The organism is Pseudomonas sp. gcc21 (genome assembly GCF_012844345.1).
In the GTDB taxonomy this organism is placed as follows: domain Bacteria; phylum Pseudomonadota; class Gammaproteobacteria; order Pseudomonadales; family Pseudomonadaceae; genus Halopseudomonas.
Window position 1 is genome coordinate 784920 of sequence record NZ_CP051625.1, and the last position, 23434, is coordinate 808353.

Annotated in this window: 20 protein-coding genes; 17 read left to right on the forward strand and 3 right to left on the reverse strand. The window is 57.9% G+C overall.

Annotated features, from left to right (window positions below; genetic code table 11):
- Positions 1-5 precede the first annotated feature (5 nt).
- On the forward strand, positions 6-896 hold the full coding sequence (locus HG264_RS03755) for a LysR family transcriptional regulator (protein WP_169406399.1): 891 nt from the start codon (positions 6-8) through the stop codon (positions 894-896).
- 52 nt (positions 897-948) lie between these two features.
- Here the strand turns inward: HG264_RS03755 and HG264_RS03760 are convergent, their stop codons facing one another.
- The 3 genes from HG264_RS03760 to HG264_RS03770 all read right to left on the reverse strand — a co-directional run bounded on the left by HG264_RS03760 (position 949) and on the right by HG264_RS03770 (position 5486).
- Positions 949-1485, reverse strand: coding sequence for a glycine zipper 2TM domain-containing protein (locus HG264_RS03760; RefSeq protein ID WP_169406400.1), 537 nt, complete (start codon positions 1483-1485; stop codon positions 949-951).
- Between the two features lie 123 nt (positions 1486-1608).
- A complete protein-coding gene (locus HG264_RS03765) occupies positions 1609-4527 on the reverse strand; it encodes a bifunctional diguanylate cyclase/phosphodiesterase (protein WP_169406401.1) in 2919 nt (972 codons plus the stop codon).
- A 62-nt stretch (positions 4528-4589) separates the two neighbouring features.
- Positions 4590-5486 (reverse strand): LysR family transcriptional regulator, encoded by an 897-nt coding sequence (locus tag HG264_RS03770; protein WP_169406402.1) that lies wholly within the window; start codon positions 5484-5486, stop codon positions 4590-4592.
- A 140-nt stretch (positions 5487-5626) separates the two neighbouring features.
- On the opposite strand from HG264_RS03770, the gene leuC reads away from it, so the two are divergent.
- The 16 genes from leuC (at position 5627) to purF (ending at position 23430) form a co-directional block, all read left to right on the forward strand.
- Positions 5627-7060, forward strand: coding sequence for a 3-isopropylmalate dehydratase large subunit (leuC, locus tag HG264_RS03775; RefSeq protein WP_169406403.1), 1434 nt, complete (start codon positions 5627-5629; stop codon positions 7058-7060).
- Complete coding sequence (gene leuD, locus HG264_RS03780) at positions 7057-7704, forward strand: 3-isopropylmalate dehydratase small subunit (RefSeq protein WP_169406404.1); 648 nt, start codon at positions 7057-7059, stop codon at positions 7702-7704. Before leuC ends, leuD begins: the two co-directional genes overlap by 4 nt.
- Before the next feature lie 36 nt (positions 7705-7740).
- The gene (locus HG264_RS03785) at positions 7741-8553 is read left to right on the forward strand and encodes a class I SAM-dependent methyltransferase (protein WP_169406405.1); all 813 of its coding nucleotides are present in this window, start codon (positions 7741-7743) and stop codon (positions 8551-8553) included.
- On the forward strand, positions 8546-9628 hold the full coding sequence (gene leuB / locus HG264_RS03790; protein ID WP_169406406.1) for a 3-isopropylmalate dehydrogenase: 1083 nt from the start codon (positions 8546-8548) through the stop codon (positions 9626-9628). The genes HG264_RS03785 and leuB overlap by 8 nt, the downstream gene beginning before the upstream one ends.
- A 73-nt stretch (positions 9629-9701) precedes the next feature.
- Positions 9702-10814, forward strand: a complete 1113-nt coding sequence (gene asd / locus HG264_RS03795) for an aspartate-semialdehyde dehydrogenase (RefSeq protein WP_169406407.1) — start codon at positions 9702-9704, stop codon at positions 10812-10814.
- A 90-nt stretch (positions 10815-10904) separates the two neighbouring features.
- Entirely contained in the window at positions 10905-11924 is a 1020-nt protein-coding gene (locus HG264_RS03800) for an aspartate-semialdehyde dehydrogenase (RefSeq protein WP_169406408.1), read from the forward strand.
- A 172-nt stretch (positions 11925-12096) separates the two neighbouring features.
- Positions 12097-14892, forward strand: coding sequence for a FimV family protein (locus HG264_RS03805; RefSeq protein ID WP_169406409.1), 2796 nt, complete (start codon positions 12097-12099; stop codon positions 14890-14892).
- Positions 14893-14895: 3 nt separating this feature from the next.
- Positions 14896-15753, forward strand: a complete 858-nt coding sequence (gene truA / locus HG264_RS03810) for a tRNA pseudouridine(38-40) synthase TruA (protein WP_169406410.1) — start codon at positions 14896-14898, stop codon at positions 15751-15753.
- Positions 15754-15810: 57 nt separating this feature from the next.
- Positions 15811-16425: a phosphoribosylanthranilate isomerase gene (locus HG264_RS03815; RefSeq protein WP_169406411.1), complete on the forward strand. Its 615-nt coding sequence runs from the start codon at positions 15811-15813 to the stop codon at positions 16423-16425.
- On the forward strand, positions 16418-17635 hold the full coding sequence (gene trpB / locus HG264_RS03820; protein ID WP_256663766.1) for a tryptophan synthase subunit beta: 1218 nt from the start codon (positions 16418-16420) through the stop codon (positions 17633-17635). The genes HG264_RS03815 and trpB overlap by 8 nt, the downstream gene beginning before the upstream one ends.
- Before the next feature lie 11 nt (positions 17636-17646).
- Positions 17647-18450, forward strand: coding sequence for a tryptophan synthase subunit alpha (gene trpA, locus HG264_RS03825; protein WP_169406413.1), 804 nt, complete (start codon positions 17647-17649; stop codon positions 18448-18450).
- 43 nt (positions 18451-18493) lie between these two features.
- Complete coding sequence (gene accD, locus HG264_RS03830) at positions 18494-19405, forward strand: acetyl-CoA carboxylase, carboxyltransferase subunit beta (RefSeq protein ID WP_169406414.1); 912 nt, start codon at positions 18494-18496, stop codon at positions 19403-19405.
- Entirely contained in the window at positions 19405-20706 is a 1302-nt protein-coding gene (folC, locus tag HG264_RS03835; RefSeq protein ID WP_169406415.1) for a bifunctional tetrahydrofolate synthase/dihydrofolate synthase, read from the forward strand. The genes accD and folC overlap by 1 nt, the downstream gene beginning before the upstream one ends.
- Positions 20690-21322 carry an SPOR domain-containing protein gene (locus HG264_RS03840; protein ID WP_169406416.1) on the forward strand — a complete coding sequence of 211 codons (633 nt, stop codon included), beginning with the start codon at positions 20690-20692 and terminating at the stop codon, positions 21320-21322. The genes folC and HG264_RS03840 overlap by 17 nt, the downstream gene beginning before the upstream one ends.
- Positions 21323-21384: 62 nt before the next feature.
- Positions 21385-21867, forward strand: coding sequence for a CvpA family protein (locus tag HG264_RS03845; protein WP_169406417.1), 483 nt, complete (start codon positions 21385-21387; stop codon positions 21865-21867).
- Between the two features lie 51 nt (positions 21868-21918).
- The gene (purF, locus tag HG264_RS03850; protein ID WP_169406418.1) at positions 21919-23430 is read left to right on the forward strand and encodes an amidophosphoribosyltransferase; all 1512 of its coding nucleotides are present in this window, start codon (positions 21919-21921) and stop codon (positions 23428-23430) included.
- The last annotated feature ends 4 nt before the right edge of the window (positions 23431-23434 follow it).

Here is a 23434-nt window from a genome sequence, read left to right on the forward strand (position 1 = left end):
CGATAATGAAATTCACGCTACGCCAGCTGGAGGTCTTTCTTGCTGCGTCCTTTTACGAGAATCTCACGCGCGCCGCAGAAAGCCTCTCGATGTCACAGTCGGCGGCCAGCAGTGCGCTGCGCGATCTGGAGAAACAATTCGGCGTGCAGCTATTCGATCGGGTCGGTAAGCGGTTGCAGCTGAATGAGTTGGGAAACACCGTGCGGCCCAGGGCTCGCGCCTTGATTGATCAGGCGCAGAGTCTTGAGCTGGCCTTGGCGAGTCATGCCGATGTCGGGGATCTCAAGGTGGGCGCAACCCTGAGTATCGGCAATTACCTTGCGGTAGAGATCATGGCGCGCTACATGGTCGAGCAGCCCGGCGCCCGCGTCGAGCTTGAGGTCGCCAATACCGCAGCGATCGTACGTAAAGTGGCGAATTTCGAACTTGATATTGGATTGATTGAAGGCGAAACACATCACCCTGACCTGGAAATGAAACACTGGCGCGACGATGAGCTCATCGTGTTCTGCGCGCCGGATCACCCCTGGGCAGGTAAGCCATGGCTGACAGACGAGGAGTTGGTGGAAGCCGAGTGGGTGGTGCGAGAGCGAGGCTCGGGAACCCGTCAGCACTTCGAATGGGCGCTGCATGGGTTGCTGCCGCGTCTGCAATTCAAGCTCGAACTGCAGCATACTGAGGCGATCAAGCGGGCGGTGGAAGCGGGGCTGGGGATCGGCTGTCTATCAGCCATTACGCTGGTCGAAGCCTTCAAGCGCGGCAGTCTGGTGCCCTTGCCGGTGCCGCAGCGAGATTTCAAGCGGAGTTTCTATTTCGTGCTTCAGCGCAACAAGTTTCGCAGCGCGGGTATAGAACGCTGGTTGGAAATGTGCAGGGAAGCCGAAGCAGAGATTTAAAACCAAAAGACCGGGCGCAAGCTCGGTCTTCATCTAAGGTCCGAAAAAGGGATCAGAGCGTATCGAGATTCAGTTTGCCGTCAGTCAGGGCAATCTGTTTGCCGGGGTGCTCGTCCATGCGAACGCTGCCCTGTTCCTCGCCGATGCGGTAATCAACCTGGTAACCAACCACTTTGGTGTTAGTGTCATACACTGTTTCGCAGCGGTTTTCGATGGTGGTGTAGGTGCTGTTAGCCTGCAGTTTTTCCTGCGCCTTGTTGCCGGCGTAGCCGCCTGCAGCAGCGCCTGCAACGGTGGCAATCTTCTTGCCGCTGCCGCCACCAACCTGATTGCCGAGAACGCCGCCGACGACTGCGCCTGCAACTGAGCCGAGAATCTGATGCTGATCCTGGACCGGCTTCTGACGGGTGACTGCCACGTCCTGACATACCTGCCGTGCAGTGCGCTCGTCTTCCTTGATCTCCTCTACGCTGATGACTTCTGCATGGGTGGGCGTCTTGGGCGCCAGTGCGTTATATCCGGCGATAGCGCCGCCTGCAGTGGCCACGATGGCGCCGATGACGATTCCTGACAGCATTGATTTATTCATGGGTAACGCTTCCTTTTTCCGGATTCCGGCACGGCCGGCGATTATGCCGGGCCTTGGACATCATCCCATGCGCAATAGTTCAATATTGAATTAACTTTCTACAATTGTGCGGCAGGTTGCATATCAGTCGGCAGCTGGGCTCTGTTGGGCGATGCGGAAAACGTTCAGCATATGGGTCAACCTCGCTGCGTCCACCGCTGGGCAGAAAAGCGGCCCTTGAAAGTAGTCGCAGGGCAGCTGATCGAACACGGCAAGCTGCTCACGGGTTTCAATGCCCTCTATTACCACTTCCAGGTCGAGGCTATGGGCGATACCGATGATTGCGCGTACGACCGCAGCGTCGTGCGGGCTGGCTGCGCAGTCCTGAACGAAGGACTGATTGATCTTGAGCACATCGACAGGCAAGCGCTTGAGGTAATTGAGCGATGAGTAACCAGCGCCCAGATTATTGATCGAGAGCAGTACGCCCTGCTGGTGCAGCTCGGTCATTCTGGCCAGGGTTCCGCTCATGTCCTGCATTACCGCGCTTTCCGGTATCCCGAGTTTGAGACAGCGAGGCGGGACGCCGTGGATCTCCAGCGCATGGTGAAGATGTCGACTGAAGTCGGGGTGGTGGAACTGTCGTGCACTGACGTTGACGCTGACACGAAACTGAACCGGCTCGACCAGCCCCGCATCCAGCAGCCGGGAAAGCAATTGGCAGGACTGTTCAAGTAGCCAGTGGCCGGTTTCAATCAGTGTGTCGCTTTGCTCCAGTGCGTCTTCGAATGTATCCGGCGCCAACCAACCGCGATCAGGATGATCCCAGAAGAGGAAGGCTTCGACGCCGATAATGCGCTGCCTGGAGACATCGAACTGGGGTTGATAGCGGATTCGCATCTGACCAGCCTGCAGAGCCTGTGCCAGCTCCTTTTCCATTGCCAGGCGCTCGGCAGCCTGGGTCTGCATGGCTTCTTCGAAGAAGGCAATGCCGTTTCGGCCGCTTTCTTTCACCCGGTAGAGCGCAATATCGGCGCGCTTCAACAAGGTCTCAGGATTGTCGCCGTGATCAGGGATCAGCGCGATGCCTACGCTGGTGCTGAGTTGCAGGCTGTGGCCATCGATATCCATCGGCTCGGCCAGCACATTGAGCAATTTCATTGCACTCTGACTGATCTGTTCCGCAAAGGGCTGTTCGTTTTCTTCAAGACCGCTGATAAGTACCACAAACTCGTCGCCGCCCAGCCGCGCGACTGTGTCTTCCTTGCGTACTACCGAGAGCATGCGCCGCGTTACTTCGCACAACACGGCATCACCGAACGCATGTCCCAGCGTATCGTTGATCTGTTTGAAACGATCGAGATCAAAAAACAGCAACGCGCCTTTCAGTCTGTGACGGTTATATAGCGCAATGTTCTGCACGAGCCGGTCACTGAGTAGCAATCGGTTGGGCAGATCGGTCAGCGCATCATGGTAGGCGAGGTGACGGACCCGTTCTTCTATGTACTTCTGTTCGGTGATGTCACGGGCGGTAGTCAGCAGGCAGTCGGTGCCGTTGATGTCGAGGGTTTCGACAGATATCAGCACGATGCGAATCTGGTCGTATTTATCCCGCAGGCGTAGCTCGCGCTGGCGTATCCGGCCGCAGCGCTTCAGCTCCGCCAGGATCGCGTCGCGTTCTCCGGGTTCGGCCCACAACTCCAGCTCTGCGCTGGTACGACCAATGGCTTCGACCGGCGTGAAGCCGGTAAGGCGTGTAAAACCCTCATTGACGTCGAGGTGTCGGCCCGAGCGTTTTTCGGTGATGCTGATTGAGTCGGGGCTGGCGCGGAAGGCGCGGGAAAATTTGTTTTCAGAGGCCCGTAAGGCGCTTTCCGCGGCCTTGCGCGCAGTAATGTCTTTGAGACTTACGAGCGTGCAATGTTGCCTGTTGATGGTAAACAGGGCGCTGGAAAGTTCGCAGATGTGTAGCGTTCCATCTATATGACGCACCTCTATCTCGTCCAGGTGCACCGTCTTGCCAGCTTGCAGTTCACTGATCACCGCCTGGGATTCTTTAGAAGAGCCTATCAGGCTGGTGTTACTCATCGGCGTGCCAATTAGATCCTGCTGGCAGTATCCGAAGGTGCGAATGAACGCGCGATTGAGTTCAATGATCACGCCGCTGTCCGTATAGATCAGCAGGTATGGCTCGGGTGCGACCTGGAACAGCTCCGAGAATTTCTGTTGGCTCTCAACCAGTGCCTGTTCGCTGCGGCGCCGTGCAGTGATATCAAGCAGGGTCCCGGTCAGGCGCAATGGTTGATCTTCAGCGTCCCGGTCCAGGCGCGCCGTCGCTTCGAGCCACCTTAGCCTGCCATCAGGTTGGCTTATACGGTAGGTGAGACGGTGACGTCGCCGGCGGCCGCGGCAAATGGCGACGAATGCGCGGCGCATGGCGCGCTGGTCCTCTTTGAGCGCAACCGCCATGAAGATGTTAAGCGGCCCTTTCCAGGCATTCGGAGAGCAGCCGTGCAGCGCGGCCGAACGTGCCGAGGCGTTCAGCACGCCGTTTCTGATATCCAGCTCCCATATGCCCATTTGTGAAGCGTCCAGCGCGAGAGCCAGGCTATCCTGATCAGGGAGAATGGGTTCTGCTGCGCGAGACTGAAGCGGGCCGTCATTGATTGTCGAATGTACAAGCGGCTGGAGCAGGTAAAGACGGTGAGGCTGGCTTGCAAGGGATACACGTTCGATGCTGAGGCGACACGCCAGCGTCTTGCCGTCGCGGCAGCGAAGGGATGTATCAAGCGTTAGCGGAAACTGTCCGGCTGCGTATCGAGCAAGCCATCGCCGGCGCTCGGCGGCATCGCACCAAAGCGGGAAGCGCTCATCCGGCAGGCCTTGCAGCGCCTGTGACTCCCAGCCAAACAACTGATCGAACGCACTGTTCGCGGCCAGGATCCGGTTGGATTGCTCGCACACCAGAAGTCCCGCTGTGGGCATACGATGGAAAAGGATGCCGAAAGCATCATCCTGATATTGCCCGGTGTCAGCTACAAAGGCCCCTGACACAAACTCCATGGAAGATTCCTGCGGCGGTAGGTAAGTCGGTCTGTCTTGAAAATAGCTGGTTGGCTAACGGGCTACAAGGCCGACGGTCCGTAAACTTGCGCTGGGTGCGTTTTCAGCATATCTATCATGGCGCGCCCTGCGTTTGACATGGTTTTGCCACTATGCCAGATGCACCCTAGATCTCTGGCCAGATGAGTATCCGGCACGGTCAGGCTGCGCACCTGATCGTCCAGCATAGTGCGGGGTAATACGCTCCACGCCAGGCCGATGGAGACCATCATCTTTATGGTCTCGAGATAATTGGTGCTCATGCTGATCAGTGGCCTAATACCGTGTCGCTCGAACACCTGGCTGACGACGCGATGGGTGAAGGTATTCAGTCCGGGAAATACCGCCGGGTAGCTGGCGAGCTGTTCCAGCGTGACGTGTTGTTTGACCGCAAGCGGATGATCCGGGGCGACGACAAACTCCAGTACGTCGTTCCAGATGTTCTCGGCAATGATCGGCGGCTCAACGCTTGGTGCCAGGGTAATCACCGCCAGTTCGACTTCGCCATGCATCACGCGATCGTAGGCCACCTCGGAATCCAGAAAATGGATATCCAGCGCGACCTCGGGATAGCGCTTGGTATACTGCCGGAGCACTGGCGGTAGCCGGTGAAGCCCTATGTGATGGCTGGTGGCGAGGGACAACCGTCCCTGCACCGTCGACGACAGGTTGCTGAGCGCCCGCTGGGTGTCGCCCAGGACTCCAATGATGTCTTCCGCGCGTGGTTTGAGCACACGGCCTGCCTCCGTCAGAGTAATGTGGCGACCTATCCGATCAAACAGTCGAGAGCCGAGTTGCGTCTCGAGGGCGGCGATCCGCTTGCTTATCGCCGGCTGGGTAAGATGCAGGGCCTCAGCCGCGCGGGAGAATGAGCCGCTAGCCGCCACCGCAAGAAACGCAGACAAATTGGCAGTATCCATGGTATTCCACTTGGTAATCCAAACCATGAATATAATGAATTTGTTTTATTGAAAGCCAACTTTTAATATCCATCATGATTAGCAACGCAGGTTCCGCATAACGGCGTCCGACCGTTTCCGGCCTGACTCAGGAGATCAGCATGTCCGCCAAGACGCTTTACGACAAGCTTTGGGATAACCATCTGGTTAAACAGCGGGACGATGGTTCCGCACTGCTTTATATCGATCGTCACCTCTTGCACGAAGTGACTTCACCGCAGGCTTTCGAAGGTTTGCGGTTGGCCGGTCGCAAGCCTTGGCGCATTGATGCCAACCTGGCGACGCCGGATCACAACGTGCCGACGACCAACCGGGCGGCGGGCGTAGCGGGTATCGACGATCAGGTCTCTAAGCTGCAGGTCACCACCCTGGACGACAACTGTCAGGACTTCGGCATCATGGAGTTCCAGATGACCGATCGCCGTCAGGGCATTGTGCATGTGGTCGGCCCGGAGCAGGGTGCAACCTTGCCGGGTATGACCATTGTCTGTGGTGATTCGCATACCGCAACGCATGGCGCTTTCGCAGCCCTGGCCCACGGCATCGGCACCTCTGAAGTCGAGCACGTGCTTGCGACCCAGTGCCTTGTTGCCAAGAAAATGAAGAACATGCTGGTCAATGTCGAAGGCACGTTAGGCTTTGGCGTGACGGCCAAGGACATTGTTCTGGCCATTATCGGCAAAATCGGTACAGCCGGTGGGAACGGGCACGCAATCGAATTTGCCGGTTCCGCGATCCGGGACCTGTCGATCGAAGGCCGCATGACCATCTGCAACATGGCCATCGAGGCGGGTGCGCGGGTCGGACTGGTTGCCTGCGACGAAAAGACCATCGATTACGTCAAGGGGCGTCCCTACGCGCCCAAGGGCGACGACTGGGAGCGGGCCGTTGCAGCGTGGCAGGACCTGGTGTCGGATCCCGACGCTGAGTTCGACACAGTGGTCGAGCTGGACGCGGCGCAGATTCAGCCTCAGGTATCCTGGGGCACGTCCCCGGAAATGGTCGTGGCTATTCATGACAAGGTGCCGGATCCAGCGCAGGAATCGGACGCCGTCAAGCGCAGCGGTTATGAGCGCGCCCTTCAGTATATGGGGCTCGCAGCCAACCAGCCGATCAGCTCGATCAAGCTTGATCGTGTGTTCATCGGCTCCTGCACCAACTCGCGCATCGAAGATCTGCGCGCCGCAGCGGCTGTCGCCAAGGGTCGCCACGTTTCGCCGATGATCAAGCAGGCTATGGTTGTACCGGGCTCTGGCTTGGTCAAGGAACAGGCTGAAAACGAGGGGCTGGACAAGATCTTTCTGGCCGCCGGTTTTGAATGGCGCGATCCGGGTTGTTCGATGTGTCTGGCAATGAACCCTGACCGCCTGCAGGCTGGCGAGCATTGCGCTTCCACGTCCAATCGTAACTTCGAAGGGCGTCAGGGCAACGGTGGCCGCACGCACCTGGTCAGCCCCGCGATGGCAGCCGCGGCCGCTATTGCTGGCCATTTTGTCGACGTTCGGGAAATGCTCAAGCAGGAGGTAAGCGCATGAAGCCTTTTACACAGCACACCGGTTTGGTTGCACCGCTTGACCGCGCCAATGTCGATACGGATCTGATTATTCCGAAGCAGTTCCTGAAATCCATCAAGCGTACTGGCTTCGGTCAGAACCTGTTTGATGAGCTGCGTTATCTTGATGAAGGATTCCCGGGACAGGACTCGACAAACCGCCCACTGAACCCCGACTTTGTGCTCAATCAGCCGCGCTATCAGGGGGCAAGTGTACTACTGGCGCGCAAGAACTTTGGTTGCGGCTCGAGCCGCGAGCATGCGCCATGGGCGTTGGAAGAATACGGTTTTCGAACCATCCTTGCGCCAAGTTTTGCTGATATCTTTTATAACAATAGTTTTAAGAATGGATTGTTACCTATTGTTTTAGCGGAAGAAGATATTGACGACCTGTTTCAGCAGGCCGAGGCGGAAGAGGGTTATCAGCTGACAATTGACCTCGAAGCTCAAACGGTTACTCGGCCAGATGGCGTCAGCTATTCCTTCGAAGTCGACGAGTTCCGCAAGCATTGCCTGCTTAATGGTCTGGACGATATCGGCCTGACGCTACAGGACGCCGATGCGATCCAGAGCTTTGAAGAGCTGCACAAACAGAACAACCCGTGGCTGTTTGGGGCCATCAAGTAAATCAGCGTTGGTGTGCCAGCTCGTCGGAGGGTTGCGATGAATAAATTGACACATGACCAGATCGTTCTCCGGCAATTCGGCGAGCAGGCTCAGGCCTATTTGCATAGCGCCGTTCATTCGGCTGGGCCAGAGCTCGCGGAGCTGGCAGAGGCGGTAACGCAAATTCCGCAGGCTCGGGTACTGGATCTTGGCTGCGGGGGCGGTCATGTCAGCTTTCAGGTTGCGCCACTGGCAGAGTTCGTTGTCGCTTATGATCTGTCCCAGGCGATGCTTGATGCTGTCGCCGCCAGCGCTGCGGCGCAAAAGCTTGGCAATATACATGTCAGGCAGGGCGCGGCGGAGCAATTGCCTTTCGCCGATGAGAGCTTCGATTTTGTATTCAGCCGATATTCGGCGCACCACTGGTACGACCCGCTGCAGGCGTTGCGCGAAGTGAGGCGGGTGCTCAAGCCCGGCGGTCGAGTTGCGTTTGTCGATGTGGCTTCGCCTGGTATGGCCCTGCTGGATACCTACCTCCAGGCAGTTGAGCTGTTACGCGACACCAGCCACGTGCGCGATTACTCTGCGGCCGAATGGTGCGACATGTTCGGTTCGGCCGGGTTGGTTGTGTCGGGTTATCGCATGCAGAAATTGCATTTGGAGTTTGGCTCCTGGGTCGAGCGCATGCGGACGCCTGACGTTATGGCCAACGCTATTCGTAAGTTACAACAAGACGTTAGCGCAGACGTTAAAAGTTATTTCGAGATAGAAGGCGACGGCTCTTTCACCACTGATGTGATTGTACTGTGGGCGGTCGTTGATCCGTGTTCACCAGACGCTGAGGCGTTAGCAGAGAGAGATTATGAGTAAGCAGATTCTCGTTTTACCCGGTGATGGTATTGGTCCGGAGATTATGGCCGAGGCGGTCAAGGTGCTTAATCTGGCAGTCGAAAAGTTCGGCCTCGATATGCAGCTCGAGACTGACGACCTGGGTGGCGCTGCCTATGATCGCTATGGTTCACCGCTGGCGGATGAAACGCTTGAGCGAGCGCGTAAGGCCGATGCGATCTTGCTGGGTGCAGTAGGCGGACCCAAATGGGACACGATTGACCCGGCTCTGCGTCCCGAACGAGGGTTGCTGAAAATCCGTTCGGAGCTTGCGCTGTTTGGCAACTTGCGTCCGGCCATCCTTTATCCCCAGCTGGCCGACGCTTCGACGCTCAAGCCCGAAGTGGTATCCGGGCTGGATATTCTCATCGTGCGCGAATTGACCGGTGGTATTTACTTTGGCCAGCCACGTGAGCGCCGGACCCTTGAGAACGGGGAGCGACAGGCCTATGACACTTTGCCCTACAGTGAGGGTGAGATTCGTCGTATCGCCAAGGTTGGTTTTGACATGGCTATGGTGCGCAACAAGAAGCTGTGTTCGGTCGACAAGGCCAACGTACTCGCCTCCAGCCAGTTGTGGCGGGAAGTGGTTGAAGAAGTGGCCAGGGATTACCCCGAGGTCGAGCTGTCGCACATGTATGTCGATAACGCTGCCATGCAACTGGTGCGCGCACCCAAGCAGTTCGACGTTATCGTCACCGATAACATGTTCGGGGACATCCTGTCCGACCAGGCATCGATGCTCACCGGCTCCATTGGTATGCTGCCCTCAGCATCGCTGGACTCCAACAACAAGGGCATGTATGAGCCGTGCCACGGCAGCGCGCCGGACATCGCGGGGCAGGGCATCGCCAATCCTCTGGCGACCATACTGTCTGTTTCGATGATGCTGCGTTACAGCTTCAATCAGGTAGCTGCCGCTGATGCCATCGAGAAAGCGGTGAGCCTGGTGCTCGACACAGGGCTGCGCACCGGTGACATCATGTCGGAGGGCTGCCGTCGGATAGGCACCGCCGAGATGGGTGATGCCGTGGTAGCGGAATTGAAAAACCTGTAATCTGTACGGCTACGTGCATTCGGCTGATGCCGGATGCAGCTGTTCCTGAATTTTTACCCCCCGGGGGGCGAATATGAAAAGAGTTGGACTGGTAGGTTGGCGTGGCATGGTCGGCTCCGTGCTGATGCAACGCATGCGTGAAGAAAACGATTTCGACAATATCGAGCCGGTGTTCTTCACCACCTCCAATGTGGGCGGTCAGGGTCCGGATATCGGTAAGGATATTCCGCCGCTGATGGACGCCTTCGATCTCGAATCCTTGAAGACGCTGGACGTTGTGATCACCTGTCAGGGTGGCGATTACACCCAGGCTGTGTATGCAAAGCTGCGCGCCGAAGGCTGGAATGGTTACTGGATCGATGCTGCTTCCACGCTGCGCATGGAAGACGAGGCGGTCATTGTCCTTGATCCGGTTAACCGTCGGAATATTGACCAGGCGCTGCGTGACGGGGTCAAGACCTATGTCGGTGGCAACTGTACGGTAAGTTTGATGCTGATGGGCTTGGGAGGCTTGTTTGAAAACGGCCTGGTCGAATGGATGAGCGCCATGACCTACCAGGCAGCCAGCGGATCCGGTGCGCAGAATATGCGTGAGCTGATCAGCCAGATGGGCACCATTAATGCCTCTGTCGCCGACAAGCTGGCCGATCCGGCCAGTGCGATCCTCGAAATTGATCGCACTGTTGCATCAACTCTGCGTGACGACAGTTTCCCGGTTGAGCATTTTGGCGTGCCTTTGGCTGGCAGCCTTATCCCCTGGATCGACAAGCAGTTACCGAACGGCCAGAGCCGCGAGGAGTGGAAGGCTCAGGCCGAGACCAACAAGATTATTGGTCGCAGCGGTCGTCCCATTCCGGTAGATGGCATCTGTGTTCGGATTGGCGCCATGCGCTGCCACAGCCAGGCGCTGACCATCAAGTTGAACAAGGATGTGCCGCTCGCCGATATCGAGGCGATGCTGGATGCTCACAGCCCGTGGTCGAAAGTGGTGCCGAACGAGAAGGAAGCGACCCTCAGGGACCTTACTCCCACGGCTGTTACCGGCAATCTGACGGTTCCGGTAGGCCGCTTGCGCAAGCTGAATATGGGTTCGCAGTATCTGTCCGCGTTCACTGTAGGCGACCAGTTACTGTGGGGCGCTGCAGAGCCGCTGCGCCGTATGTTGAACATTCTGCAAGAAGACTGAGGCTGATCCGGCTCACAGGTTGGAGTAGACCTGACAGGGCATTCCCGTACTATCGGGGATGCCCTTTTTGTTTTAAAACAAGAGGTTGTAATGACTAAGTCATGTGATGTAGCAATCGTAGGTGTGTACGGGATCGTTGGTGAGAGCGTGATGAGTCTGTTGGAAGATCACGCATTTCCCTTCGCTACGGTGCATTTGCTTGAAACCCGGGAAGCCGCAGGCGGCAGGCTGATGGTTCATGGGCAGAGCCAGCGGGTGGAAATCGTCGAGCAGTTCGACTTCAGCCAGGTTCAGCTAGTGCTGTTTGTTAGCGACATGGAACTCGCCGCCGAATGGGCTCCAAAGGCCGTGCAGGCTGGCTGTGCTGTGGTTGATGCGACCGGTGCCTTTCGTGATGCTGACATCCCATTGGTGGTCGCTGAGGTTAACCCTGAATCCTTGTCCGGATTTGCAGCGCGGCGCATCGTTGCCTGCCCTGATAGTGAAGTCGCCCAGGCTGCTGTCGCGTTGAAACCGCTGCGCGATGAGGTCGGGCTGCTTTCGGTGAATATCGCGACCTATCAATCCATGTCTACTCAGGGAAAGGAGCAGGTCGAGGCTCTGGCATTGCAGACGGGGCGGCTGCTCAATGGTCAGCCTGCAGAGCGGGGCGCATTCGAAAAGCAGGCTGCGTTCAATCTGATTCCGCGCATCGGAGAGATAGACGAGAATGGCGACAGCCAGTCCGAATTGCGCCTTGCAGACGACTTGCGACGGGTTCTGGATATGCCGAAGCTCCCGGTCTCGGCGACCTGCGTGCTTGTGCCGATCTTTTTCGGCACCGCACAGGCGGTGCAGGCACGTACCGAACAGGTGATAGCCGAAAAGCGCCTCGGCACGCTCATGCGCAAAGCCAAGGGAGTCAAACTCCTGGACAAGCCGGCGGAGGGTGGTTATCCGACGCCAGTCAGCGATGCTACCGGCAGTGATCACGTATGGATAAGCCGTCTGCGTCAGGACCGCCTCGAACCGCAATCGGTCAATCTGTGGGCCGTGTCAGATAATCTGCGAAAAGGTGTCGCACTTAACAGTCTTGAAGTCGCTGGGTTGTTGATAAAAGATTTTTTGTAATCAATACTTGCTGTGGATTTCGACTTAGCGGTTAAGGTTTGCAGAAGCAGACTTACTTAAGGCTCTAGCGAGTAACACGGGCAGTCTCTATCGGATGGGGGAAGTACAGGGCCGATCGAGACTGCCGGAGTCTTAGACGCGTGAAAAAACGATAAAGCAAAGGATTTTCGCTATGGTTCGCAAACTGGTTTTGGCTGTCACCGCGGCAAGTGCCTTGATGTCTTCCAATATGGCTCTGGCTCTGGGAGTAGGTGATATAAACCTGCGTTCGGCGTTGAATCAACCTCTCGAAGCAGAGATCGAGCTGCTTCAGGTCAAGGATTTATCCAGCGAAGAGATCCTGCCGACCCTTGCGTCCGTAGACGATTTCGGCAGGGCAGGGATTGACCGTGCGTTTTTTCTCACCGATCTGAACTTCACCCCGGTTATCAAGCCCGACGGGCGAGCGGTAATCAAGGTCACCTCCAGTAGACCCGTTAACGAACCTTTCCTGAATTTCCTGATGGAAGTCCGCTGGCCGTCAGGTCGCGTGCTCCGCGAATTTACCGTACTGCTTGACCCGCCCCTGTATCAGTCATCCTCTGCTCCAGTCGCCGCAGCTGCGCCTGTCACCCCTCCGAGCGCCCCACGGCAGCCAGCGTCAGCGCCTTCAAGGCCTGCGCAACAGGCTGCGGCTGCACGCCCGGTTCAGCAGGCTCCGTCCGCTGCCTCTGAAGGTGGAACGCTGCGGACCAGTCCTTCCGATACGTTGTGGGAAATTGCCCTGGCACACCGGCCGCAAGGTGCTTCTGTACACCAGACGATGCTGGCCATTCAGGATCTCAATCCCCAGGCATTCCTGAATCAGAACATCAATACCATGCTGGCAAACCAGACGTTGACGCTGCCAGATGCCGAGCAGGCATCGCAGCGAAGCCGGGCTGACGCAATGGAGCAGGTTGCACAACAGACCAGCGCCTGGCAAAGCGGCCGCAGGGCAGCTGAACCATCGCAACGCCAGCTTGACGCACGTCAGCGAGACACGGCGGCCCCGGCTCCAGCCGAAGCGGATACCAGTGACTCGTTGCGGTTGGTTGCCGGATCAGAAGAGGGCGGCGGTTCCGACTCGGCTGGTGGAAACGGCGAAGGACAATTGCGTGATGCGCTTGACCGCACCAAGGAACAGCTGGATTCCGCTGAGAGTGAAAAAGCCGAGCTGGCTTCGCGTCTCGAAGATGTTCAAGGTCAACTGGAGACCTTGCAGCGGCTGCTGACGCTAAAAGACACTCAGCTTGCAGCGTTACAGGAGCAAATGGGGAGCGTAGCAGCGCAGCAGGCGGGCGCCGAGGCTGGCGTGTCTGAGACTGTTGTTGAAGAAGAGACTCCGGTTGACCCGCAGTTGGCAGGTACTGACGAACCGGTTAACGAAGCGGACTCTGCCAATGCGCAGGACGAAGCCGCTCTGGCGGAAGTGTCAAGCCTGGAAGACGAGGCCGAATCGTCCACCGCTGCGCCCGTTGAACCAGTCGCTGTCGCTGAATCGCCGACCATCACTGAGCCTGTGGAAGCAACGCCTTCACCTGAAGCGGCAGCTGCGCCTGTGCAATCTGCCGACACGGCAGAAAGCAGCACAGCCGGTGAAGGGGGTATTGAGCAGACACTGCAGCGCTTCCTGCAAAATCAAACCCTGATGTTGGTGGCGGGTGCTGCGGCTCTGTTCGTTTTGTTGCTGATCCTTATGTCGATTTCGCGCCGCAACGCACGCCGCGAGCAGGAGCTGTCCGACGAGTTTCTCGCGTCTTCAGTCGCTACAGACAACGATGCCGGTGTGCATGATGGTGAGGATTTCAACGTCGCTCTGGCCGAATTTGCCGAACCGGAAGATGAGCAGCGTCTTGATCGGGACGTAATTACCGAAGCTGATGCGCTCATTGCCTACGGGAAGCTAGCTGAGGCGGCCGAAGTTTTGCGTTCTGCAATCGATCAAGAGCCGGGACGTACTGATCTGCGCCTCAAGCTGATGGAGGTGGAGGCGCTGCAGGATCATCCCCAGGGCTACGCGGAGCAGGCTGAAGCGGTCGAGCATCTGGGCGGGGCGGATACGCAGCTCAAGGAAATGAACGCGCGCTTCCCGGCGATGGCAGCTGGCCTGGTCGGCGCTTCCATGGTAATCAGTGATCTGGACGAAAATGAGTTCGACCTTGAACTCGATACGGCCACGACAGGCACCGACGATACGAGCGACTCACTCTTCGAAGAAGATGCCCGCCACTTCGACTTTGGTGACCTCGACGAGCCTGCCCAGCCGAAAGACAGTCTTTTCGAAGACAAGCAGGCTGAGAGCGATGGGTTTGATCTGGATTTCGATCTGGACGACTCCCTTGCCGAAGAGCTGGCCAAGCCTGAGCCTACTGATGAAGCATCTGCTGCCGGATTCGATTTCGATCTGGATGACGAGTTTGATACCGAAACGGCATCATCTGGGTTTGCTGACGATGTCGATGACTCTGATCTGGTGTTGCCTCCACGTAACGAGAATGACGCGCTGACCGAGTTTGATGTCATCGACCCGCTTGAGACCGATGCTGCCGCAACCAGCACCGGCGAGGCTGCGCAAGACGAACAGACAAACGATGATTTCGGTTTCTCAGATGCCGATCTCGCGGATTTTGAATCCGAACTCAACGCGTCGATCGAAGCGGAAACCGAGGCTGAGGAGTCCAAAGACGAAGAGCTTTCGTCTTTGCCTGACGCCCTGGATCCCTTTACCGGGAATATGCCCACCGATCAGGCCATGAGTGAGAGCATGGAAGACGAATTCGACTTCCTGTCCGGTACTGATGAATGTGCGACCAAGTTGGATCTCGCCCGCGCTTACGTGGATATGGGTGACGAGGAAGGTGCACGTGATATCCTCGCTGAAGTGATCGAAGAAGGGAATGATCAACAGCAGAAGGATGCGCGTGAAATGATGGAGCAACTGGCCTGACAAATGGTTTCACAAACCTTCGAAGCGGCCGCCCCTGAGGCGGCCGCTGTTGTTTCAAGGGTAGCCGCCTGTATCGAGTATCGCGGCACGACCTATCGTGGCTGGCAACGCCAACAAGCCGGCGTCCGCAGTGTTCAGGAGGCGGTCGAAAAGGCGCTTTCCAGGGTGGCTGATCATCCCGTCAAGACTGTATGTGCGGGACGGACGGATGCCGGTGTTCATGCGTCCAGTCAGATCATTCACTTCGACAGCGATGCGAGGCGCTCCATGGCCAACTGGTTCCATGGCGCGAACGCCAACCTGCCAGGTGATATCAGCCTGGCGTGGGCGCATCCGGTGAAGCAGGACTTCCATGCCCGGTTTTCTGCAGAGGCCCGTCGATACCGTTATGTGATTTACAACGACCCGGTGCGGCCGGCGCATCTCGCCCATGAAGTGACGTGGAATTATCGGGAGCTCGATATCGACCGCATGCAACAGGCCGGGGCGCTGTTGGTTGGTGAGCATGATTTCTCCGCCTACCGAGCGGTGGCCTGTCAGGCTAAATCGCCAGTCAAGACGATCCATCATCTGCGCCTGGTTCGCTTCGGCCAGTTCATCGTGCTGGACGTGCGGGCGAACGCTTTTCTGCATCACATGGTGCGCAACATTGCCGGCGTCTTGATGGAAATCGGATGTGGCGAGCGGCCGGTGGAGTGGGCCGCAGAGGTGCTTGAAAGCCGCGACAGACGGGAAGGCGGGCTGACCGCGCCACCTTTCGGTCTGTATCTGGTTGATGTGACCTATCCGGAGCGGTTCCAACTTCCACGTCGGTATATGGGCCCGCATTTTCTGTCTGCGTTGAATTCTCTGGGCGACTGACGCTTCCCGGATGATCTGCTACTATCGTCAGCCCTCGAATTCATACGGGCGTAGCGAATGGTACGAGTAAAAATCTGTGGCATCACCCGGGTGGAGGACGCGCTGGCTGCGGCCGCCGCCGGAGCTGATGCCCTTGGCCTGGTATTCTATGCAGCCAGTCCGCGTGCCGTCAGTATCGAACAAGCCCGCACCATTCAGCAGGCGCTGCCCCCTTTTATTTCCACAGTGGGGCTGTTTGTTGACGCGACCGCCGAAGATATTCGCGAAGTATTGGCTCAGGTTCGCCTGGATATGTTGCAATTTCATGGCAACGAGCCAGACGAGTTCTGCCAGCAATTCGGAATTCCCTATCTGAAAGCCATCCGCGTCAGGCCCGGGCAGGACGTCAATGAGGCGGCTGCACAATGGCCGGGCGCCTGCGGCATCCTGCTCGATAGTTATCGCCCTGGCGTACCTGGTGGCACAGGAGAGGTCTTTGACTGGACCATGATTCCCGTTGAGCGAAAGTGGTCGCTGATACTGGCAGGTGGGCTCGATGCTGCCAATGTCCAACAGGCAATCACTCAGGCCCACCCTTGGGCCGTCGACGTGAGCGGCGGTGTAGAGCTTACAAAGGGCAGGAAAGATTTCGACAAAATCAATGCTTTTATCAGAGAGGCCAAGCGTGTCTGACTCTAACCCGATCGATTTTTCAGCTGTTCCGGATAACCGGGGGCATTTTGGCCCCTACGGCGGACGCTTTGTGTCCGAGACCTTGATGGATGCGCTCGAAGAACTCGAGACGCTGTACAGCCGTTTGTCTGCCGATGCCGACTTTCAAGCCGAATTTGATCGAGATCTCGCACATTACGTGGGCCGTCCGTCGCCGCTCTATCTGGCTGAGCGTCTCACCGCTAAGGTAGGGGGAGCGCAGATCTATCTCAAGCGTGAAGACCTCAATCACACCGGTGCGCACAAAGTAAACAATACTATCGGTCAGGCGCTGCTTGCCAAGCACATGGGCAAGCCACGCGTGATTGCCGAGACCGGCGCGGGCCAGCACGGCGTTGCGACAGCGACCGTGGCTGCCCGACTGGGCCTGAAATGCCAGGTGTACATGGGTGCAGAGGATGTCCAGCGCCAGTCATTGAACGTTTATCGCATGAAGTTGCTGGGTGCTGAAGTCATTCCAGTGACGTCCGGGTCAAGGACCCTGAAGGACGCCATGAACGAGGCAATGAGAGACTGGGTGACGAATGTGGACGATACCTTCTACATTATCGGTACCGTCGCCGGTCCGCATCCTTACCCCAAGCTCGTCCGTGATTTCCAGTGTGTCATCGGCCGCGAAGCCCGTCAGCAATGTCTGGATCAGACTGGTGGGTTGCCTGATGCGCTGGTTGCCTGCGTAGGCGGTGGCTCCAATGCGATTGGTCTGTTTCACCCGTTTCTCGAAGATTCTGCAGTGCAAATGTTCGGTGTCGAGGCCGGCGGCCGCGGTATCGAGACAGGGCAGCACGCAGCGCCGTTATGCGCCGGTCGTCCAGGTGTCCTGCATGGCAACCGCACCTACCTGATGGAGGATGATGCCGGTCAGATCATCGAAACCCATTCCGTCTCCGCAGGGCTCGATTACCCTGGCGTCGGGCCGGAACACAGCTGGCTCAAGGATATCGGTCGGGTTAATTACGTGAATATCACCGATGACGAAGCGCTTAGCGCGTTCCGCGAACTGACGCGGATCGAGGGCATCATGCCGGCGCTGGAATCCAGTCATGCGGTTGCATACGGCATGAAGCTCGCTGCGACCATGCGCCAGGATCAGAGGATTGTCATTAACCTTTCCGGGCGTGGCGACAAGGACATTCACACCGTTGCAGGCATCGACGGAATAAGCATCTAGAAGAGTCTGAAATGAGCCGAATTCAACAATGTTTTGAGAACCTGCGCAGTGAAGGCCGCACAGCCCTGATTCCCTACGTCACCGCAGGCGACCCGGATCCGTCAATGACGCTACCTCTGATGCATGCACTGGTCGAGGCGGGCGCCAATATCATCGAGCTGGGCATCCCATTCTCCGACCCTATGGCAGACGGTCCGGTGATCCAGCAGGCGATGGAGCGTGCGCTGTTGCATCACGTTAGCATGCGGCAGGTGCTGGATATGGTTCGCGCGTTCCGTGAAAGCGACCAGACTACACCTGTCGTGCTGATGGGGTATCTGAACCCGGTCGAGCGCCTGGGCTATGAAACCTTTGCCCGTGAGGCAGCTGAAGCCGGAGTTGACGGCGTATTGACAGTTGATCTGCCCCCTGAGGAAGCCGATGAAGTGATTGGCTTTTTCAAACAGCATGATCTGGACTGTATCTTCCTGATGTCGCCAACAACAACCCTGGACCGTGCCCGCCGGATCTGCGAACAGGCCAGCGGCTATGTCTACTATGTTTCACTGAAAGGTGTGACCGGATCCAGTGCTCTGGACGTCACCGATGTGGCAAGCAAACTCGAAGCGCTGCGCACTGTCACCGATCTGCCCATCGGCGTCGGGTTTGGCATACGCGACGGCGAATCCGCTGCGGCGGTGGGAAAGGTAGCTGACGGCGTGGTCGTGGGTTCGGTACTGGTCAACAAGATCGCGACCTACGCCAGCCAGCCGGAACAGGCTCGCGAAGCGATCGCTGCGACCATCAGGGATATGCGACTGGCGATGGATCAGTGAGCAGTTCAACTCGAACAGCAGATAAATTGAATAAGGATTGGCAATGAGCAACTGGCTGGTGGATAAACTGATTCCTTCCATCGTACGCTCTGAGGCTCAGAAGAGCAGCGTACCAGAAGGTCTATGGCGTAAATGCCCCTCCTGTGATGCGGTACTGTATCGGCCGGAGCTGGAAAAGAATCTGGACGTGTGTCCCAAGTGTGAACATCACTTGCGCATCAATGCCCGTCGCAGGCTGGACATTTTTCTGGACAAGGAAGGCCGCAGCGAAGTGGCGGCTGAACTGGAGCCAGTCGATAAACTCAAGTTTCGCGACAGCAAGAAATACAAGGACCGTCTGACCGCTGCGCAGAAGGAAACCGGCGAGAAGGACGCCCTGGTGGTCATGCAGGGCAAGCTGAAGGGCATGCCCATCGTCGCCAGCGCCTTTGAGTTCAGTTTCATGGGCGGTTCCATGGGCAGCGTGGTCGGCGCGCGTTTCGTGCGGGGTGCTGAGATCGCCCTGCGCGAGCGTATTCCCTATGTGTGCTTTCCGGCCTCCGGCGGGGCGCGGATGCAGGAAGCCCTGTTCTCCCTGATGCAGATGGCCAAGACCAGCGCCGCGCTCGCTCGGCTCAAGGAGGAGGGCATTCCCTTCATTTCCGTGATGACTGATCCGGTGTATGGCGGTGTGTCGGCGAGTCTGGCGATGCTTGGCGATTTGAACATGTCCGAACCCAACGCCTTGATCGGGTTCGCCGGTCCGCGCGTGATCGAGCAGACCGTCCGTGAGAAGCTGCCGGCCGGATTCCAGCGCAGCGAGTTCCTCCTCGAGCACGGCGCCCTGGACATGATCGTCTCACGCCTGGAAATGCGCGACCGTGTGGCCAGCATTCTGTCGATGATGACCGGCGTTGCGCTTCAGCCCGGAACCGAGCTCACCGAGACAGCGGAAGACGAGGCCGACGAGGTCTGATGACGCCGCGCAGTCTCACCGAATGGTTGACACGTCTGGAAGGGCTGCACCCCAAGGAAATTGATATGGGGCTAGCGCGGGTCAGTCGGGTTGCCCGTCAGCTGAACGTGCTGCGGCCGGCCCCGCTGGTGTTCACCGTGACGGGAACCAATGGCAAAGGCAGTACCTGCGCCGCGCTTGCGTCGCTCCTGCATCAGGCTGGCATGCGTGCCGGCTGCTACAGCTCCCCGCACCTGGTCCGCTACAACGAGCGCATCAGCATTGCCGGACAACTGGCGACTGACGATCAGCTCTGCCTCGCCTTCGAGGCTGTCGAGCAGGCCCGGGAAGACGTTTCGCTTACCTACTTCGAGTTCGGTACGCTTGCGGCGTTGTGGTTGTTCAAGGAAGCAAAGCTGGATGCCGTCGTGCTTGAAGTTGGCCTGGGCGGTCGGCTGGATGCGGTCAACGTGGTCGATGCGGATGTCGCTGTGGTCACCAGCATCGGTCTGGATCATCAGGAATACCTTGGCGATACGCGAGAGCTGGTGGGCTTTGAGAAAGCCGGCATTCTTCGCCAGGGGCGCCCGGTCGTATGCGGCGAACGCGATCTTCCTTCGACCTTCACTGGGGAGGTGACTCGGCTGAATGCGACGTTGCTGCAGCGCGGCACGCATTTCGATTGGTCGCCTCTCGCAGACGAACATTGGACCTTGCACGGGCTCGATCGAAATGGCCAGCCGCGCACCTTTGATAATCTTCCGCCGGTACGCCTTCCCCGGGACAACCTGGCCGTAGCGCTTCAGGCATTCTGGGCTGCTGGTCTGGATTTGTCGGACACCTTGTCAGCCCAGGCCCTGCGTGACGCCTATGTGCCAGGGCGCGTGGAATGGCGCACGGTCAGCTGGCTTGGTCAGCCGCGCAGGCTGTGCCTCGATGTCGGGCATAACCCCCACGCAGCCGCGTTCCTGGGCGCGTCATTGCGACAGCGGTCGGTTACCCGTCACGCCATTTTCGGGTTGCTTTCGGACAAGGATCTCCCCGGTGTGGTGGCGCCATTGAGCGGATTGTTCGAGTCCTGGGCTGTCACGCCGCTGCCAAGCCCGCGCAGCCGGCCCGCCGAGGAGCTTGCGGAGCATTTGATTGCAAGAGGCGAGCGTGCCGAGCGCTTTGAGTCCGTCGCAGACGCCTTGCGGGATGCGCTGGATAACACCCCCGCGACCACCGAAATAGTGATTTTCGGATCGTTTTTTTGCGTGGCAAACGCCATACTCTGGCTTTCCGAACACACTCAGGAGCTGACCGATGGATCAAGGCCTTAAGCAGCGCATTATCGGCGCACTGGTACTTATCGTAGCTGCCGTGGTGTTCCTGCCCATGCTGTTGTCCGGACAGGACGAAACGGTCACGGTAGAGATTGATGCCCCGCCTGCACCGCAGATGGACGAGCGCGAGATCGATGTGGCGGCACCTGTGGAGTTACCGCAGCCTGAACAGGTCCCTGACTTGCCCCCTACGCCATTGCCCGATCCCCAACCGATTCCGTTGCCCGAACCTACAGAACCGTCTGAGCCACCTGAGCCAGCGGTTGCGGTGGCACCGACGCCACCCGCTGCTGACGCAGTTCCGCCAGCGCCTGCCGAGCCAGCATCTGCGCAGCCGGAGCGAGCAGCTTCCGCTCCGTCTGGCGATTGGGTGGTGCAGCTGGGAAGCTTTTCCAGTAGCGCGAATGCAGAGGGTCTGCGCGAAACCTTGTTGACTCAGGGTTACAACGCTTATACCCAATCTTCCAGCGTGGACGGTCAGTCCGTCACCCGCGTATTTGTCGGACCGGTGATCGATCGTGCGGGCGCTAACCGCCTGCGTGACGAACTGGCGCGCAGGCATGGCAGCAAGGGAATGGTCGTCGCGTACGATGCCGATAATCGCGCGCAATGATGTTTCGATCCGCGACGGCGCTCTGATAGAATGACGCACTTTTCGCAGCAGGGCGCCGAATAGTGACATTCACCTGGGTAGATTGGGTAATAATCGGGACCATCGTCGTATCGGCACTGATCAGCCTTTCTCGCGGCTTCGTCAAGGAAGCCTTGTCCTTGCTGACCTGGGTTATCGCTGGTCTGGTCGCCTGGATGTTCGGCGGAGCCTTTGCGGATCTGCTGACGGGATATATCGAAACACCATCGCTGCGTGTAATCGTGGCCTGCGGTATTCTTTTCGTTCTCACATTGATACTGGGTGGATTGCTCAACTACCTGATCGGTCAGCTGGTGGTAGCGACCGGTCTATCGGGTACTGATCGTTTCCTCGGGATGGTTTTCGGTGCCGCGCGAGGCGTCCTGCTGGTGGTCGTGGCGGCCGGGTTGCTAAGCCTGGCCCCGGTAGAAGCCGATGACTGGTGGCGTCAATCCCAGCTCATTCCTCATTTTTTGCTGGTGGCCGACTGGTCCAAGGATTTCATCCTGGGTTTAATAGGCCGCTGATTTCCGCCTTCCTCGGCGAGCGCGTTTCAACGTTAACGAAAGGGTTCAGGTATGTGTGGCATTGTTGGCATTGTGGGCAGATCGAACGTCAATCAGGCGCTCTATGACGCCCTGACCGTCCTGCAGCATCGCGGCCAGGACGCCGCCGGCATCGTTACCAGCGACAGGGGCCGACTGTTCCTGCGCAAGGATAACGGCCTGGTGCGAGACGTCTTCCATCAGCGTCATATGCAGCGTCTGATTGGCAACATGGGTATCGGCCATGTTCGCTATCCCACGGCCGGATCGTCCAGCTCTGCTGAGGCTCAGCCGTTTTATGTCAACTCCCCGTACGGCATCACCCTTGCGCACAACGGCAACTTGACGAACGTTGAGCAGCTGTCGCGGGAGATTTACGAGTCCGATCTGCGTCACGTCAATACCAACTCCGACTCGGAAGTATTGCTCAACGTATTCGCTCACGAGCTCGCGCGGGCAGGCAAGTTGCAGCCGGGTGAGGAAGATATCTTCAATGCTGTGCGTGCAGTGCATACCCGCTGCCGGGGTGGCTACGCGGCTATCGCCATGATCACCGGCTATGGCATCGTCGGCTTCCGTGATCCCAACGCCATTCGTCCGATCGTGTTCGGTAAGCGTGAAACCGAGAACGGAACTGAGTACATGATCGCCTCGGAAAGTGTATCGCTGGATGTACTGGGTTTTGAGCTGATCCGTGATCTGGCTCCCGGTGAAGCGGTTTACATCACCGAGCAGGGTGAGTTGTTCACGCGCCAGTGCTCAGATAACGCCCAGTATTCGCCATGCATTTTCGAACACGTGTATCTGGCGAGACCGGACTCGATGATTGACGGCATTCTGGTGTACAAGGCGCGCCTGCGTATGGGCGAGAAGCTTGCCGAGAAGATTCAGCGTGAACGGCCTGATCACGGGATTGATGTGGTCATTCCGATCCCTGATACCAGCCGCACGTCGGCCGTCGAGCTGGCTAATCACCTGGGCGTGAAATTTCGCGAAGGTTTTGTCAAGAATCGCTACATCGGCCGCACATTCATCATGCCGGGCCAGGCAGCACGTAAAAAATCCGTTCGCCAGAAGCTCAATGCCATCGAGCTGGAATTCCGCGGCAAGAACGTGATGCTGGTTGACGATTCCATCGTACGCGGCACTACCTGCAAACAGATTATTCAGATGGCCCGGGAAGCCGGCGCCAAGAATGTTTACTTCTGCTCGGCGGCCCCTGCGGTTCGCTTCCCTAATGTATACGGTATTGATATGCCGAGCGTGCATGAATTAATCGCGCATAACCGCACGACAGAAGAAGTCTGCGAACTGATCGGGGCTGATTGGCTGGTATACCAGGACCTCGAAGATCTGGTCGATGCCGTGCGCGAGGGCAACCCGAAACTCGGTCGCTTCGATTGTTCGGTGTTTGATGGTGAATATGTAACCGGCGACGTGAATGAAGCCTATCTCGGCAAGATCGAACAGGCACGTAACGACGCAGCCAAGGCTGGCGGCGAGATTCACAACGAAATGATTGATCTGCACAAACACAACGGTTGAGTGA